The organism is Streptomyces siamensis, from assembly GCF_039543605.1.
Lineage (GTDB): Bacteria > Actinomycetota > Actinomycetes > Streptomycetales > Streptomycetaceae > Streptomyces > Streptomyces siamensis.
Genome location: NZ_BAABKB010000045.1, coordinates 70,820 through 85,336, shown reverse-complemented (window position 1 = coordinate 85,336; position 14,517 = coordinate 70,820). Strand labels below are relative to the sequence as shown.

General features: G+C 70.3%; 9 protein-coding genes. 2 read left to right on the top strand and 7 right to left on the bottom strand.

What is annotated here, in order from left to right; translation table 11 throughout:
• Window positions 1-89: 89 nt before the first annotated feature.
• A complete protein-coding gene (locus ABEB03_RS40465; RefSeq protein WP_345658013.1) occupies window positions 90-2,312 on the top strand; it encodes a TIGR03767 family metallophosphoesterase in 2,223 nt (740 codons plus the stop codon).
• A gap of 244 nt (window positions 2,313-2,556) precedes the next feature.
• Here ABEB03_RS40465 and ABEB03_RS40460 read toward each other — a convergent pair whose 3' ends face one another.
• A complete protein-coding gene (locus tag ABEB03_RS40460) occupies window positions 2,557-4,521 on the bottom strand; it encodes a hypothetical protein (protein ID WP_345658012.1) in 1,965 nt (654 codons plus the stop codon).
• 304 nt (window positions 4,522-4,825) lie between these two features.
• On the opposite strand from ABEB03_RS40460, the gene ABEB03_RS40455 reads away from it, so the two are divergent.
• Window positions 4,826-6,208, top strand: coding sequence for a VCBS repeat-containing protein (locus ABEB03_RS40455; RefSeq protein ID WP_345658011.1), 1,383 nt, complete (start codon window positions 4,826-4,828; stop codon window positions 6,206-6,208).
• A gap of 328 nt (window positions 6,209-6,536) precedes the next feature.
• Here the strand turns inward: ABEB03_RS40455 and exaC are convergent, their stop codons facing one another.
• From exaC to ABEB03_RS40425, 6 genes are all read right to left on the bottom strand, one after another.
• On the bottom strand, window positions 6,537-8,060 hold the full coding sequence (exaC, locus tag ABEB03_RS40450) for an acetaldehyde dehydrogenase ExaC (protein ID WP_095932712.1): 1,524 nt from the start codon (window positions 8,058-8,060) through the stop codon (window positions 6,537-6,539).
• A 56-nt stretch (window positions 8,061-8,116) separates the two neighbouring features.
• Window positions 8,117-9,421, bottom strand: coding sequence for a GAF domain-containing protein (locus ABEB03_RS40445; RefSeq protein WP_345658010.1), 1,305 nt, complete (start codon window positions 9,419-9,421; stop codon window positions 8,117-8,119).
• A 267-nt stretch (window positions 9,422-9,688) separates the two neighbouring features.
• Window positions 9,689-10,285, bottom strand: a complete 597-nt coding sequence (locus ABEB03_RS40440) for an N-acetylmuramoyl-L-alanine amidase (protein WP_345658008.1) — start codon at window positions 10,283-10,285, stop codon at window positions 9,689-9,691.
• 82 nt (window positions 10,286-10,367) lie between these two features.
• Entirely contained in the window at window positions 10,368-11,381 is a 1,014-nt protein-coding gene (locus ABEB03_RS40435; protein ID WP_345658007.1) for an acetamidase/formamidase family protein, read from the bottom strand.
• Entirely contained in the window at window positions 11,378-12,862 is a 1,485-nt protein-coding gene (locus ABEB03_RS40430) for an APC family permease (RefSeq protein WP_345658006.1), read from the bottom strand. The genes ABEB03_RS40435 and ABEB03_RS40430 overlap by 4 nt, the downstream gene beginning before the upstream one ends.
• A gap of 438 nt (window positions 12,863-13,300) precedes the next feature.
• Complete coding sequence (locus ABEB03_RS40425) at window positions 13,301-14,509, bottom strand: ROK family transcriptional regulator (RefSeq protein WP_345658005.1); 1,209 nt, start codon at window positions 14,507-14,509, stop codon at window positions 13,301-13,303.
• Window positions 14,510-14,517: the final 8 nt, after the last annotated feature.

Sequence of the window (14,517 nt, the reverse complement as noted above, 5' to 3'; positions counted from 1 at the left end):
TCTCGGGACTCCACTGCGGTCAACGCGGGTGCAGGACGGGCGAACGACGACCTCGCAGCATGTCACGCCCCCACACCGAAGGAATCGACATGGCAATCTCCCGTCGCAGGATCCTGACAGCTGCCGGAGTGGCTGTGGTGGCCGCGGCCATCGATGTCGGAAGTCTGCGCGCCGTCGCAAGTGCCGCATCGCCGCCTCTCGGCACCGGTGCCGCATTCGGGCGCACCACTCTGGACCAGACGGTGCAGATCGGCCCCGACCTGGGCATGGGATATCACGGTGTGGCCGCCGGCCCCGGCGAACCGCACATCACCCGCAACGACTTCACCCTCGCCACCTCGCCGCAGATCACCCGATCGCTGATCGCCTTCGCCCAGATGTCCGACCTGCACATCGTCGACGACCAGTCCCCGCTGCGCGTCGAGTGCCTCGACCGGCTCGCGGACTACGGACCTCCGCACTACAACTCGTACCCGACCGAATCGGCGTACCGCGCGCACGAATTCCTTTCGACACAGACGACCGACGCGATGTGCCGAGCCGTCCGGCAGGTCCTTCGAAGCCCGCGGACGAGCACACCGCTGGCCTTCACCGTCGTCACGGGCGACGCGGTCGACAACTGCCAGTACAACGAGTCGCGGTGGTACATCGACCTGCTCGACGGCAACACGGTGCGCCCGGACTCCGGTGACCTCACCAAGGACGAGAGCGTGGCAAGCGGCCAGTTCGGGACGGAAACCCACTACTGGCATCCGGAAGCACGGCAGACTCCGCCCGACAACAACACCCTCCACGGCTTTCCGGTCGTGAGCGGGCTGCTGAAGGGCGCCCGAAAACCGTTCACGGCGACCGGGCTGGGCATGCCCTGGTACGCCGCCTACGGCAATCACGACGCGCTCGTCCAGGGCAACGTCCCCATCGACATCCTCCCCTTCGACCCGCTCAAGAGCATCGCCACCGGATCCACCAAGCTGACGGAGGTCGAGGGAGTCCCGGACGTCTTCGACAACACGGCGTCGTACTACGTGGAGCTGCTGAAGGACATACTGACGGGTGCTTTCACCCTCCAGACCGCCCATGTGACGGGGGACCCGTCCCGGCGGCTGCTCGCGCGCAGCGAATTCATCGGCGAGCACTTCAACACCACCGGAACCCCTCGCGGGCACGGCTTCACGTCCGGCGGCGACCAGGCCTACTATGCGATTCCCTCGGGACCGAACGACATATTCCAGTTCCTGGTGCTGGACACGACCAACATCAGCGGCGGTGCCGACGGCGCCATCGGCCAGGACCAGTGGAACTGGCTGAACGCCCAGCTCAAGGCCAACAGCTCACGCTACGAACTCGACGACTCCGACGGCACCCGGGCCCGCACGATCGTCAACCAGCCCGGCGTGACCGACAAACTCATCGTCATCTGCTGCCATCACACGCTCGACTCGATGGACAACACGGACAGCGAGTCCCCGTACGGCGGCACGGAACTGCGGAACCTGCTGCTGCGCTTCCCGAACGTGATCCTGATGGTCGACGGCCACACGCACACCAACAACATCTGGGCCCACAAGACTTCTTGGCCGTCCGTCATCGGCAACGGCTTCTGGGAGGTGAACACCGCCTCGCACATCGACTGGCCCATCCAGAGCCGGATCCTCGAGATCGCCGAAGGCGGGGGCATCCTGTCGATCTTCACGACCATGGTCGACTCCGACGCACCGCTGTCGTGCAACGGGGACACCAGCACCCCTGTCGCACTCGCCTCGTTGGGACGTGAGCTGGCGGCCAACGACCTTCAGGCGGTGGCGGCCGGCATCGGCAAGCGCCGTGGAACAGCCGACGCCCGCAACACCCAGCTGCTCCTTCCCGTTCCCTTCTCGCTGCCCGCCGGACGCGGCACGCCGCTGCCGAGCGCCGGCTGGCCGGTGGTTCAGCAGGGGGCGAGCGGTGAGCGGGTCAGGACCGCTCAGTACCTGCTCAACGACCGGGGAGTCACGCTGAGTGTGGACGGCTCCTTCGGTCCGTCCACCACTGGCGCGGTGCGGTTCTTCCAGTCCAGCCGCGGTCTGTCCGCCGACGGGATCGTCGGACCCGCGACCTGGCGGGCCCTCGCCGTTGTGGTGCAGCAGGGCAGCAGCGGGCCCGCGGTGACGGCGTTGCAGCGCCAGCTCAACGCCCACGGGACCGCGCTGAGCGTGGACGGTTCGTTCGGTTCGGCCACCGGCAGCGCGGTGCGGTCCTTCCAGTCCGCGCACAGCCTGCCGGCCGACGGAGTCGTCGCGTCCACGACCTGGCAGACGCTGACCGCCCTGTGAGGGGACCGCCCACCGGACCGCCGACCACGCGTGGCACGACGAGCGGTACGGACCGCGCTCACCGAACCCCACCGTGCGGCCGCGACGATCCAGAGCCGGGACACCGGCCCGGAAACCGCCGCGGCGCACGATCCGGCCGCCGCACCTGAAGCGCCCGGCTCGACTTCGCAGGCCCTGCCGGCGCCGCGGCGGGGTGGCGGCAGGGCGGCCCTTCGATCCGGGCGGAAGCGCGGCCTCACACGCGTCAGGCGGGCCAGTACGAGCACCGCACCCCGGTGTGCACCGCGTGCCGCAGGTGTTCACCGATCACCGGCTCGGCTGCCGCGATCCGGTCCAGCGCCCGGCGGATGGCCTTGCTCACCGCGACCCGGGAGCGTTCCTCGCCCTCGGGGAAGCGGCGGGCGCGTCCGCTCAGGCCGGTGGCACCCGCCAGCTGGCTCATCAGCCAGTCGTGTTCGACCTGGGCCACGGCGGCGCGCTCATGGTCGTCGGCCGCCCGGAACTCGTCCAGTTCGGTGCGCAGCCGGGCCAGACGATTGCGGTACTCCTGCGCCGCCACCCGGTCCAGTACCGGCTGCCCGGACAGGGCCGTGTGCTCGGCGGCCTCGTTGAGCGCGGTCAGCCCCGCCACGAGGTCGACGGCCCGGATCTCCTGGCGCGGGTTGGCGATCAGTACCACCAGATGCAGCATCCCCACGCTGTGCTCCACCAGGACGCTGCGCCCGCCGAACCCGATCCGCCACTTACGGCCCAGCCGGGTACAGAACGCCGCGGGCTGCCCCTGCCCGTCCCCGCCCTGCGGATCCGCGCCGCCATGTCCGTCCTTCTGCGGCGCCGCCGCGGCCTCCTCGGCGGCCGCGGCCATCTCCCGCCGGACGGCGTCGGCCTCCGCCTGTCGGCCTGCCCGTACGAGCGCCACCGCGAGCCGGTCCCAGGAGGCCGTGACCGCGGGCCAGTGCGCGAGGGCGAGGTTTTGCTGTACCGCGTCCCGCAGATGGGTCACGGCCCGGTCGACGTCTCCCATGGTCAATGCGGCGACCCCCAGCGCGTGGTGGGCCGAGCCGAAGCAGGCGACGGCGAGACTGCCCACTATCGGCAGGTGACCGTACGGACTCAGCAGCTCGTAGACCCGCGCCGCCGTGGCGGTGTCGTCAAGGAGATAGGCGGCCTCCGCGACACCGTGCATCGTCACCATCCAACTGCTCGACCGAGGCAGGTCACCGAGGTCGCGGCCGCACAGCGTGGCCAGGGCGCTGACGGCCTTCCGCCGGTCCCCGGCCGTCACCGTGGCCACCGCCAGCGCGGCCAGGGCGTGATCGTCCACAGCGCTCAGCGTCGGGGAGTTGACCACTTCGCTGAGCAGCGGCACGAGCTCGACCACCCGGCCCTGGTACCAGCGGATGGTCACCAGTTGTGCGGCCTGCCACACCGTGGCGTTGACGTCACCGGCGGCGATCCCGCGCTCGGTACAGGCCCTGGCCAGCGTCTCTGCCTCGTCGAGGCGGCCCGCGCGGACGGCGAGCATGACCTCCATCGCGCTCACGACGAAGCCCACCGCGAGATGGTCCTGCTCGGCCAGCAGGCCGCGCAATTCCGCCAGGCAGCGTTCCGCGTGCGGGTCGCCGTCCAGGAACATGTCGACCGTCTGCCACAGCAGGCCCATCAGCAGATCGCTGCGGCGGGAGGTACGGAAGCTCTCCGCGACCAGCTCGGCGGCCAGTTCCCGACGCAGTGCGCCGTGCTCCGGGCCGATCAGGCAGTGATGGGCCAGGCTCAAAGCCTCCGCACGCGCCATCGGATTCTGTCGTGCTCTCGCCTGCTTGAGCAGCGCCAGTATCGCCGTGTTGTCGCTGTTGCGGTAGTCGCTCTCCCCGGCCAGCCGGATCCGCAGCCGCAGCGCCATCGAGGACTCGGGGTCCACTAACTCCAGCGCCCGGCGGATCTGCGACTCCAGGAGTACCGAGCCGGCGACCGTGCGGTGCTCGTGCACCCACAGGCCACCGAAGCCGAGGGCGGCCGCCGCCATCGACCGTTCCTCGCCCACCGACTCGGCGATCCGGTAGGCGCGTTCGAAGCGGTCCCGGCCGGTGCGCAGATCGCCGTCGTCGACGACGGCACGGGTGCCCTCGTCGAGCAGGGTCTGAAGTTCACCGGGCCGCCGGGCGTCCGGCCCGGACGCGTCCCGAACGGGCGCATCGGCATTGTTCACGGCTGATTTCTCTCCTGGGTGTACTCGACAACGCCAGGTGAAGCCGGCCGGACCGCCGTGTGGGTCGTGATCGGTGGCCTAGCCACAGGCGGGGGACGACGAGTGAGCCTATCGCAGAGGCCGCAACGGGGGGAACAGCCTCAAGTTGTAGGGCAGGTGGACACCGCATGAGGCCCGGAGTCCGGGACCCGCGGCGGACGACGGGGGAACGCGATGGCACGGGAGGGCACGGGAGGGCACGGAGTGGAACGCTCACCTCGCAGTGACACATTCAATCGTCCACTCTTTCGAAGGGGACTCAGTCGTGGGCTTTTTCGGGCATCGACGCTCGGCCCTGAGCGGCGCCGTGGCGTTCGCCTTCGGGTTGCTGCTCAGTGGAGGTCCGGCGGCGTCCGCCGCCCCCGCCGCGGGGCCGGTCTTCTCCATCACCTCCAACAGCCAGCAGGACCTGTTCGTGCAGGCGATCGACACCCCGGACGCGGTGGTGCGCATCGCCGGGAACGTGGATCTGGACCTGACCGGACGGGAGTATCTGCCGGTCGCCCCGGGCGTCCAGATCCTGGGTGACCGGACGCAGCGCCCGCAGGGCCCGCGGCTGTTCACGACGTCGTTCCCGCGCATCCTCTTCAGGGTCGGGAACGACGGGGACGGCACGCACAGCGACAACGTGCGGTTCAGCGGAATCCGGTTGCAGGGCGCGGAGAGTGACGACCCCTATTCGGCGGTCGACACCAGCGACTCCGACGGAATCCGGGTGGACTCGAGCGTGAACGTGGAGATCGACCACAGCGAGATCGATCACTGGCGCGGCTCGGCGGTGAACATCCAGGACGGCCAGAGCCGGATCGGCCTGTGGAACGCCCAGACCGTGTGGGTGCACGACAACTACATCCACCACAACCAGCACCCCACCGGCATCATCTGCTGCGGTCACGGCGCGGGCTACGGTGTGGTGATGGGCCACGGCGCCTATGCGCTGGTCGAGCGGAACGTGTTCGACTACAACCGGCACGCGATCACCGGCGACGGTTCGGCCGGAGACGGCTATCTGGCGTACCGCAACCTGATCTGGGGCGGCGGCGGAGACAACTCCCATGTCTGGCACACCCATGAGATCGACATGCACGGCAACGACTCGTCCTGCAGCTACGAGTGCGGCTCCGCGGGCGAGTACATGGACGTGGAGTACAACACGGTCTGGTACACCAACGGCACGGGTGTCAAGCTGCGAGGGACGCCCAGTGTCGGCATGACCGTGTCGCACAACGTTTTCCGGCATTCGAGCCTGTGGGTGGGTTCGATCCTGCCCATCCACGCCGCACTGGACCAGACCGAGACCGGGCTGCACCAGTCCGCCAACACCCTCGACTCGTACACCGGCGGCCAGCGCAAGTACTGCGACTTCGACGGCGACGGCGTCAACGACGCCTTCATCGCCACCGGCATCACCTGGTGGTACCAGTCCAGTTCGCTCGGCGGGCGCTGGAGCTACCTCAACCAGTCGACCACGCGGCTCGCCGACGTGACGCTCGGCGACGTCGACGGTGATGGTCTGTGCGATGTCAGCCACCCCGGCGGGGTGTTCGTCAACCCGGGCCAGGACGCCTCCTCGACCACGGCGGTCAGCAACGGCTTCAACGGCGACGGCCGCACCCACATGGCGCTCAGCGGCACGGACACGCGGTAGGGCCTGCCCGTGATTTCCTCCCAGGGCGACGGCCGCTTCTCCCAGGACGTCGCCGTGGCCAGGGACTTCCCCCAGGCCGGCCGCCACCGATGTCGTGGTGTTTCGGGCTGTGGGCTTGACGCCCAGCAGGCCCTGCGGTGCCTCGTCGAAGGCGGCGGGCGGGACCGTGCGCGGAGGACGCCGTTTGGCCCGCGGCCGGCCCGGGACGCGTTCACCTGGAACCCGGGAACCCGTGCAGTGGCGTTGGGCGCTGTGTCGATCGTGGAGCGTAGCTCCGAAGCCGGTTGCCTGGAGCGCAACGAAGCCTCCAGGCAACCGACTTCGGGCTCTAGAAGAAGCCGAGCTTCTTCGGGGAGTAGGACACCAGCAGGTTCTTCGTCTGCTGGTAGTGCTCCAGCATCATCTTGTGCGTCTCGCGGCCGATGCCGGACTGCTTGTAGCCGCCGAACGCCGCGTGCGCCGGGTAGGCGTGGTAGCAGTTGGTCCAGACGCGGCCCGCCTGGATCGAGCGGCCCGCGCGGTACGCGGTGTTGATGTCCCGAGTCCAGACACCGGCGCCCAGCCCGTACAGCGTGTCGTTCGCGATCTTGATGGCGTCGTCGAAGTCGTCGAACGACGTGACCGAGACGACCGGCCCGAAGATCTCCTCCTGGAAGATCCGCATCCGGTTGTCGCCCTCGAAGATCGTCGGCTGGACGTAATACCCGCCCTTCAACTCGCCGTCGTGCTCGATCCGTTCACCACCGGTGAGGATCTTGGCACCCTCCTGCCGGCCGATGTCCAGGTAGGAGAGGATCTTCTCCAGCTGGTCGTTGGAGGCCTGGGCGCCGATCATCGTGTCGGTGTCCAGCGGGTGACCCGGCTTGATGAGCTCGGTGCGGGCGACGGCCGCCGCCATGAAGTCGCCGTACTGGCCGCGCTGGACGAGCGCCCGCGACGGGCAGGTGCAGACCTCGCCCTGGTTGAGCGCGAACATGGTGAAGCCTTCGAGCGCCTTGTCCCGGAAGTCGTCGTCGGCGGCCCACACGTCGTCGAAGAAGATGTTCGGCGACTTGCCGCCCAGCTCCAGCGTGACCGGCTTGATGTTCTCCGAGGCGTACTGCATGATCAGCCGCCCCGTCGTGGTCTCACCGGTGAAGGCGACCTTCGCCACCCGGGGGCTGGACGCGAGCGGCTTGCCCGCCTCCACCCCGAAGCCGTTGACGATGTTCACCACACCCGGGGGCAGCAGATCCGCGATCAGGCTCATCCAGTAGTGGATGGACGCCGGGGTCTGCTCCGCGGGCTTGATGACGACCGCGTTGCCCGCCGCCAGCGCGGGGGCGAGCTTCCACACCGCCATCAGGATGGGGAAGTTCCACGGGATGATCTGCGCGACCACACCGAGCGGTTCGTGGAAGTGGTACGCCACGGTGTCGTCGTCCACCTCGCCGAGCGAGCCCTCCTGAGCGCGGATCGCCCCGGCGAAGTAGCGGAAGTGGTCGATCGCGAGCGGGATGTCGGCCGCCAGGGTCTCCCGCACCGGCTTGCCGTTCTCCCAGCTCTCGGCGACCGCCAGCTTCTCCAGGTTCGCCTCCATCCGGTCCGCGATCTTGAGCAGGATGTCGGCGCGCGCTGTCACGGAGGTGCGTCCCCACGCGGGAGCTGCCGCGTGCGCCGCGTCCAGCGCGCGCTCCACGTCCTCGGCGGTGCCCCGCGCCACCTCCGTGAACGGCTGCCCGTTCACCGGACTCGGGTTCTCGAAGTACTGCCCGCGAGCCGGCGGCACGTACTCCCCGCCGATGAAGTGGTCGTAACGCGCCTGGTAGGAGACGATCGCGCCCTCGGTGCCGGGCGCCGCGTAACGGGTCATGCTGGTCTGCCTCCCGGAGAAGCGCCGCCCGCCGTTGGGCAGCTCTCGCCGCGAGGCTAGGAGCGCGGACGTTGCGAGGACGTTGCACCGCCCGGCGCCCACCCCCGAGGCCATGCCGCCGACAGTTCACGCTCCAACGCATCGAGCCGGGACCGGACGGCCGCCGTCGGGCGTACCGAAGCCAGCGCTCGCCACACGTCCAGATCGTCCTCGCCCCAGGGTGCGCGCGCCCAGTCCGCCAGCAGATCCGGATCTCGGCGGGCGACGAGCGCCGTTCGCAGCCCGTCCGCGAGCCTGCGCCGCAGCCGGACCACCGCGGGCGCCCCCGAACTCGGCAGCAGCGGGCCCGCGTACGCCGCCATGGCCGCCGTCACCGATCCGGTCCCGAGCCGCCGCTCCACGACCGCGACATCGGACTCGACCGGCACCGTGAGGCGATAGGGGCGCGACTCCAGCAGACCCGGTCCGAGCAGTCGGCGCAGCCTGGCCAGTTCGGCCCGCAGCGTCACCGGCGTCACCGACTCGTCCTCGTACAGCGCGCACAGCAACTCGTCACCCGTCAGGCCCTCCGGATGGCGGGCCAGCAGCACCAGGATCTCGCTGTGCCGGCGACTGAGCCTGATCTTGCGGCCCCTCGCCAGCAGCTGGGCCTCGTCACGGCCCAGCGCGGTCAGCTCCAGGCCGTCGGTCCTGGTCTCGGGCGGTGCGAGCAAGGCCAGATGGGACTCGGCCGCCCGGGCCACCGCCTGCACGAAACCGAGACTGTGCGGATGCGCGAGCCCGTCCCCGCCGGTGATGTCCACCGCGCCGAGCACCCGCCCGGTGCGCGGGTCGTGCACCGGCGCCGCCGCACATGTCCATGGCTGGACGCGCCGGCTGAAGTGCTCTGCCGCGAACACCTGTACCGGCCGGTCGACGGCGACCGACGTGCCGGGCGCGTTCGTCCCCACGGCGGTCTCCGACCAGCGCGCTCCCGGCACGAAGTTCATCCGGTCAGCCTGCCGCCGCGTCACCGGATGGCCCTCCACCCACAGCAGCCGGCCCTGCGCGTCGCACACCGCCAGCAGATGCTCCCCGTCCGCCGCGAACGTCCCCATCAGTTCCCGGAACAGCGGCATCACCCTGGCCAGCGGATGCTCCGCCCGGTAGGAGCCGAGGTCCCCGTCGGTGAGCTCGACGCTCGCCGTACCGTCGGGGGCCACCCCGGCCCGCGCCGAACGCCGCCACGAGTCGGCCACGACGGACCGCACCGGCCGTGTCACCGTGCCCGCCTCGGTGAACGACTGATGGGCACGACGCAGGACCCGCATGCGCTGGACGGGGTCGGCTCCTGGCTCCAGGGCCACCCAGGGATCGGTCAACTCGGCCTCCCGGAAGGCGATGCGGCTGGGACCATCGTCACTCCCGGTGCGCGCCCGGACAAGCTGTGTGCCCGTCCTTGCACCGAATCCAACCGTGCGAGCGGCTGCTGCACGCGCCGCGTCCGTCCTGCCGGACCAGCCCGGAGCAGGTGCACACTCACCGTGCCGGACCGGTCGGTGTCGGCTGACATCCGCCTGCCGATCCGGTCGCGGTACCGGCGTCGCCCTGCCGGCCTCGGTACCCCTGAAGGCCCGGGAGCCGTCGTGTCAGGCGAAGTTGACCAGTCTTATGTAGCGCGTCCAGTCCCAGTTCGGTCCGGGGTCGGTGTGGTCGGTGCCCGGCACCTCGTAGTGCCCGATGATGTGGGCGCGGTCCTTCGGAATGCCGTACTTCGTGCAGATCGAGGCGGTGAGCTTGGCGGACTCCTCGTAGAGGGCGTTGGTGAAGTAGGCAGGTCGGTCCACCCAGCCCTCGTGCTCGATACCGATGCTGCGGGTGTTGTAGTCCCAGTTGCCCGCGTGCCAGGCGACGTCTCGCTCCCTGACGCACTGCGCGACATGGCCGTCGGCCGATCGCACCACGTAGTGGGCCGACACCTGCTTCTGCGGGTTCCCGAAGATGGACAGCGTGTCGCTGTACGTCTCCTGCGTGACATGGATGATCACGTAGTTCAACCGATACGTCGTCGGCCGATCGGACGCCGTGTAGTTGGACTTGCTCGCCGCGGTCCACTCGGCGCTCGGATAGTCGACGGCCGTCTGTGCCGTGGCGCGTGTACCGGGGACCAACGCGTACGGGAGGGCTGCCAGGGCCGCGCCCTTGAGCAGTCGCCGCCGACTGGGTGACGATCTCGCTCGCTCCATGGCGTGTACGCCTTTCACGTGTGGGGGTGCCTGTGGGGGATGGTCTCGATCGTGGTGGGCGTCCGGCCTGCGCTCGCGTGTCTCACCGCCGGAGCGTGGCGGCCTGCTCGCGCAGTTGCCGGTGCAGTCCGCGGTGAGTCTCTCGCGCCGGCAGCCACTCCTTGCGGAGCTTGGCCACGCACGTGTAGTTGGTGTCGCAGACATTGGCGAGCGGCGATTCGACGGCCTGCGTCGCGAACTGGTAGGCGTCCAGCTCGCTGAAGCCGTAGTCACGCACCAGCCACTGCACCAGGTCGAGCTGCGATATCCGGAACGCGTCCTCCAGAGGTCGCGCCGAACCCGTCGAGACGATGTGCGTGTCCGACTCGATGCGCGGCCACGGCGTGGCCACCTGCTTGAGGAGTTCGACGATCACCACCGTGTTCATCGCGCACTCGACGGCCACCCCGCAGGTCTCTCCCTCGCCCTGCCGGGCGTGCCCGTCGCCGAGGCTCAGCAGGGCGCCCTCGACGTTCACGCCGAGATAGCAGGTCACGCCCGCCCGCATCTCCGGTGTGTCCATGTTCCCGCCGTGAGCGTCCGGCACCAGCGCCGAACGCACCTCCAGATTCGCCGGTGCCACCCCGACGGTGCCGTGCATCGGATCCATCGGGAGCTCGACCTCGATGTCGCTGTCACGCGCACTGAACAGGGCGGTGCGGCGCTCCCGGTCGAGCTGCCAGATCCACACGGTCTCCGGCAGCGGCGGCTGCAAGGTGGCCGTGGTGTGCGTGGAAGTCAGCGCCCCGAAGAGCGGAACCGTCGTCGATGCCGCCCAGTCACGAGCCGGCTCGATGGACACGAAATGCACCGCGACCGTGTCACCGGGCTCCGCACCCACCACGTGGAAGGGGCCGGTCTGCGGATTGAGATAGGGGAACTCGCAGACCTCGGACACCAGGTCCTTCTCGGACCGCACCCGACCCGCGAAGCAGTCTTCCGTGTAGAGGTCGAGGACCGTGCCCGGCTCGATGCGCGCCACGGGCGGCGCACCGCCGAACGTCCACGCGTACTCGCCCGGCGCGGGCCGCACGGTCAGGATCCGGGGGTCGCTCATGACTGCACGGCTCCGCTCTGCCGGGGTTCGGCGGTGGGGGTCTCGTCGAGATGGACACGCGCGGTCTCGGCTATGCGCCCCGGATGGCGGCGCAGCAGCACGATCAGTACGGCGACACCGGCGAGCATCCACACGCCGACCACCGGTCCGGCGTACGACACGGGAGCCGTCAACTCGGAGACGAAGTCGAAGACCGGCAGCCCCGCCGCGGTCAGCAGCGCCGGAACGAACGCGGCGATCCCGAGCACGGGGAACAGCAGATGCCGCACCGGCCGGAGCAACTCCCGCCTGCGCCGCAGGAAGTAGCCCGCGCATGCCAGGTTCACCACGATGTACACGCCGATGACCACGGTGACGATCACCGTCGCCAGCAGGAGGAACGCCGTCACGGGGTCATAGGCGAAACCGAGTCCCAGCATGGCCGCGAGCGCCACTGCACCCTGCACGACGACGCCGGCGACGGGGGAGCGGTGCCGGGGGTGCAGGCTCGCGAAGAGCCCGGGGAACACCCGGATCCGGGCCAGGGCGAAAGCGGTTCGCGTGGAGACGTTGGAACAGGCGTTGGCATTGGCGATCGTCGAATTCACCACCGCCAGGAACACGAGCACCCAGAACAGGCCGAACGAGGCCCGTGCCACGCCCTCCCACGAGGCGGCCCCCGAGGCGCCGAAGCCAGTGAAGCGGTCCGGGCCGAAGTAGACGGACATGGCGTACGTCGTCACGACGTACACGAGGCCGATCGCGAGTGCCGCGCCGAGGACGGCCCGGTGCATCGTGCGGCGCGGGTCCTTGGTTTCCTCCGCGAGCGGGGCGGCCGCCTCGAAACCTGCGAAGGCGAGCACGGTGTACACCGATCCCGCGAACACGCCGCTGATGCCTTCGTATCCGTCGGCCGTGTGGGACGTGCCGAACACCGACAGGGTGTTGTCGCCGCCGGCCTCGGCGATCAGCCATACCGCGAACACCAGGAAGACCAGTACCTCGAAGACGCCGAGGACGGTGCCGAAGCGGGCCGAGGCGCGCACTCCGAAATAGCCCGCGACGGCGATGATCGCGGCTCCCGCGAGCGACCAGGGCCACCACAGGTCGTCCGGATACGACGACCACTCCTGGTGCAGTGTGCCCGCCGTGGTGAACCCGAGCTGCAGGAGCAGCAGCGGCGGCACGAGTGCTTCGACGAACACATAGCCCCAGCCCACGAGGAAGCCGACAGCCGGGTGCAGGCCCTGAGCCGCGTAGGTGGCCACGGAACCGGCCGACGGCAGCTCCCTGGCCAGCTCTGCCACGCACGAGGCGGTGAACAGACAGGCCACGAGCGCGATGAGCACGGACAGCGGCAGACTGCCGCCCGCGAAAGCCGCGCCCGACGGGATGGACGCGGCGACCGCTGCCGCCGGCGCCATGGCCGTGATGCTCTGGAACAGGACCTCGCGCAGCCCGATCGCCTCACGCCGCAGTCCTGGAACCGTCTCCCCCGACACGTGACCCCCCCGATCCGCCCGGCGCGCAGCCACCCGCCGGGCGGCTGCGCCTCGCGTGAATTACGGTACGGCGCTTGCCGGTTGGGCCGGAAGAGCGAGGCGTCAGTCCGTGGACAAATCCGTGACTGTGGACAACTCGGCCACCCGAAAGGGGGAGTCCCACCTGTGCGCCGACGCCCGCCCACCGGCGGATCGGGCCGTGCCTGCTTCGCGCGCCTTCGCCACCGCTGCCGGATCGGACCGGGCGCGCTCTCCCACCACCGCGTGCTCGGATCGGGCGTGCTCCGTCACCATCCCGTGCTCGGATCGGGCGTGCTCCGTCACCACCGCGTGCTCGGGCCGGGCGTGCTCCGTCACCACCGCGTGCTCGGACCGGACGTGCTCCGTCACCACCGCGTGCTCGGGCCGGGCGAGCCCCGCCACCACCGCGTGCTCGGGCTACGCCCGCTCCGCCACCGCCGCCGGGTCGTCCAGCACACTTCGCACCACTGAATGCGCGGCGCCCAGCAAGGGCCCCTCGGGCCCGAGCCGGGAAACCGACACGGCGCAGGCGGGACCCGCGGTGCGGCGGGCCAGCTCCTCCTCCAGCGACGGCAGGAGCCAGGGTGCGAGACCGGACAGCGCGCCTCCGAGCACGACCGTCTCGGGGTCCAGCAGGTTGACCGCCCCCGTCAGCGCGATGCCGAGTGCGGTGCCCGCATCGCGCAGGGCACGCCGTACGTGCGGGTCGCCCTGCGCGGCGCGCTCGGACAGCAGTCCCACCCGGTCCTCGCCCGGCTCCAGACCGGCGGCACGCAGGACGGCCTCTTCTCCCGCGTACTGTTCGAGGCAGCCGTGGCCACCGCACGGGCACTCCGGCCCGTCCGGATGCACCGGCACGTGCCCCAACTCGCCGGCGAAGCCACGGGTTCCGCGCAGCAGGTGCCCGTCGACGAGGACCGCGGCACCGATACCGATCTCCGCGGACACGTGCAGGAAGTCGCGCGGGGTCGCCTCGCCGAGCCACAGTTCGGCGAGGCCGCCGAAATTGGCTTCGTTGTCCACGGTGAGCGGCAGATCCGCGGGAAGCAGTGTGCTCAGGTCCGTGTCCTGCCAGTGGAGGTTCGGGGCGCGGACCACGGTCCGGGCGTCGCGCGCCACCAGACCGGGCACGGCCACCGCGAGGCCCGCAGGCCACAGCCCCTCGCGCTCCGCCTCGGCGACGACCTGCCGCACCATCGCCGACAGCTCCTCGACGACGGGTTCCGGCGACCGGCCTCGGTTCGTGCCGTGACGCACCGCACGGGCCCGTATACCGCCGCGCAGGTCGACGGCGCACACCGCGAGGTGGTCGACGCCGACCTCGGCACCGATCCCGGCGGGACCGCGCCCGCTGACGGCCAGCGCCGAGCCCGGCCGCCCCACTCGGCCGGGCCTTTCGGGGCCCAGTTCTTCGAGGAGTCCCGAGCGGATCAATTCGTCGACGAGCGTCGACACGGCCGCCCGTGTCAGGCCGATCCGCGAGGCGACGGCGGCGCGCGACAACGGCCCCTCGGCACTGACGGTGTGCATGACCCTGGACAGATTGCGGCGACGCATGCCCTGCTGAGTGTCGGGCAGGCGGCGGCCGGATCCGGCCGGGTGGGTCTCGTGCAGCGGTGCGGTCATGCCTCCGT

Bases quoted from the DNA above. Each gene is read 5' to 3' on its own strand.
- ABEB03_RS40465 (WP_345658013.1), top strand. From the start codon at position 90: ATGGCAATCTCCCGTCGCAGGATCCTGACAGCTGCCGGAGTGGCTGTG.
- exaC (WP_095932712.1), bottom strand. From the start codon at position 8,060: ATGACCCGTTACGCGGCGCCCGGCACCGAGGGCGCGATCGTCTCCTAC.
- ABEB03_RS40440 (WP_345658008.1), bottom strand. From the start codon at position 10,285: ATGGAGCGAGCGAGATCGTCACCCAGTCGGCGGCGACTGCTCAAGGGC.
- ABEB03_RS40435 (WP_345658007.1), bottom strand. From the start codon at position 11,381: ATGAGCGACCCCCGGATCCTGACCGTGCGGCCCGCGCCGGGCGAGTAC.
- ABEB03_RS40425 (WP_345658005.1), bottom strand. From the start codon at position 14,509: ATGACCGCACCGCTGCACGAGACCCACCCGGCCGGATCCGGCCGCCGC.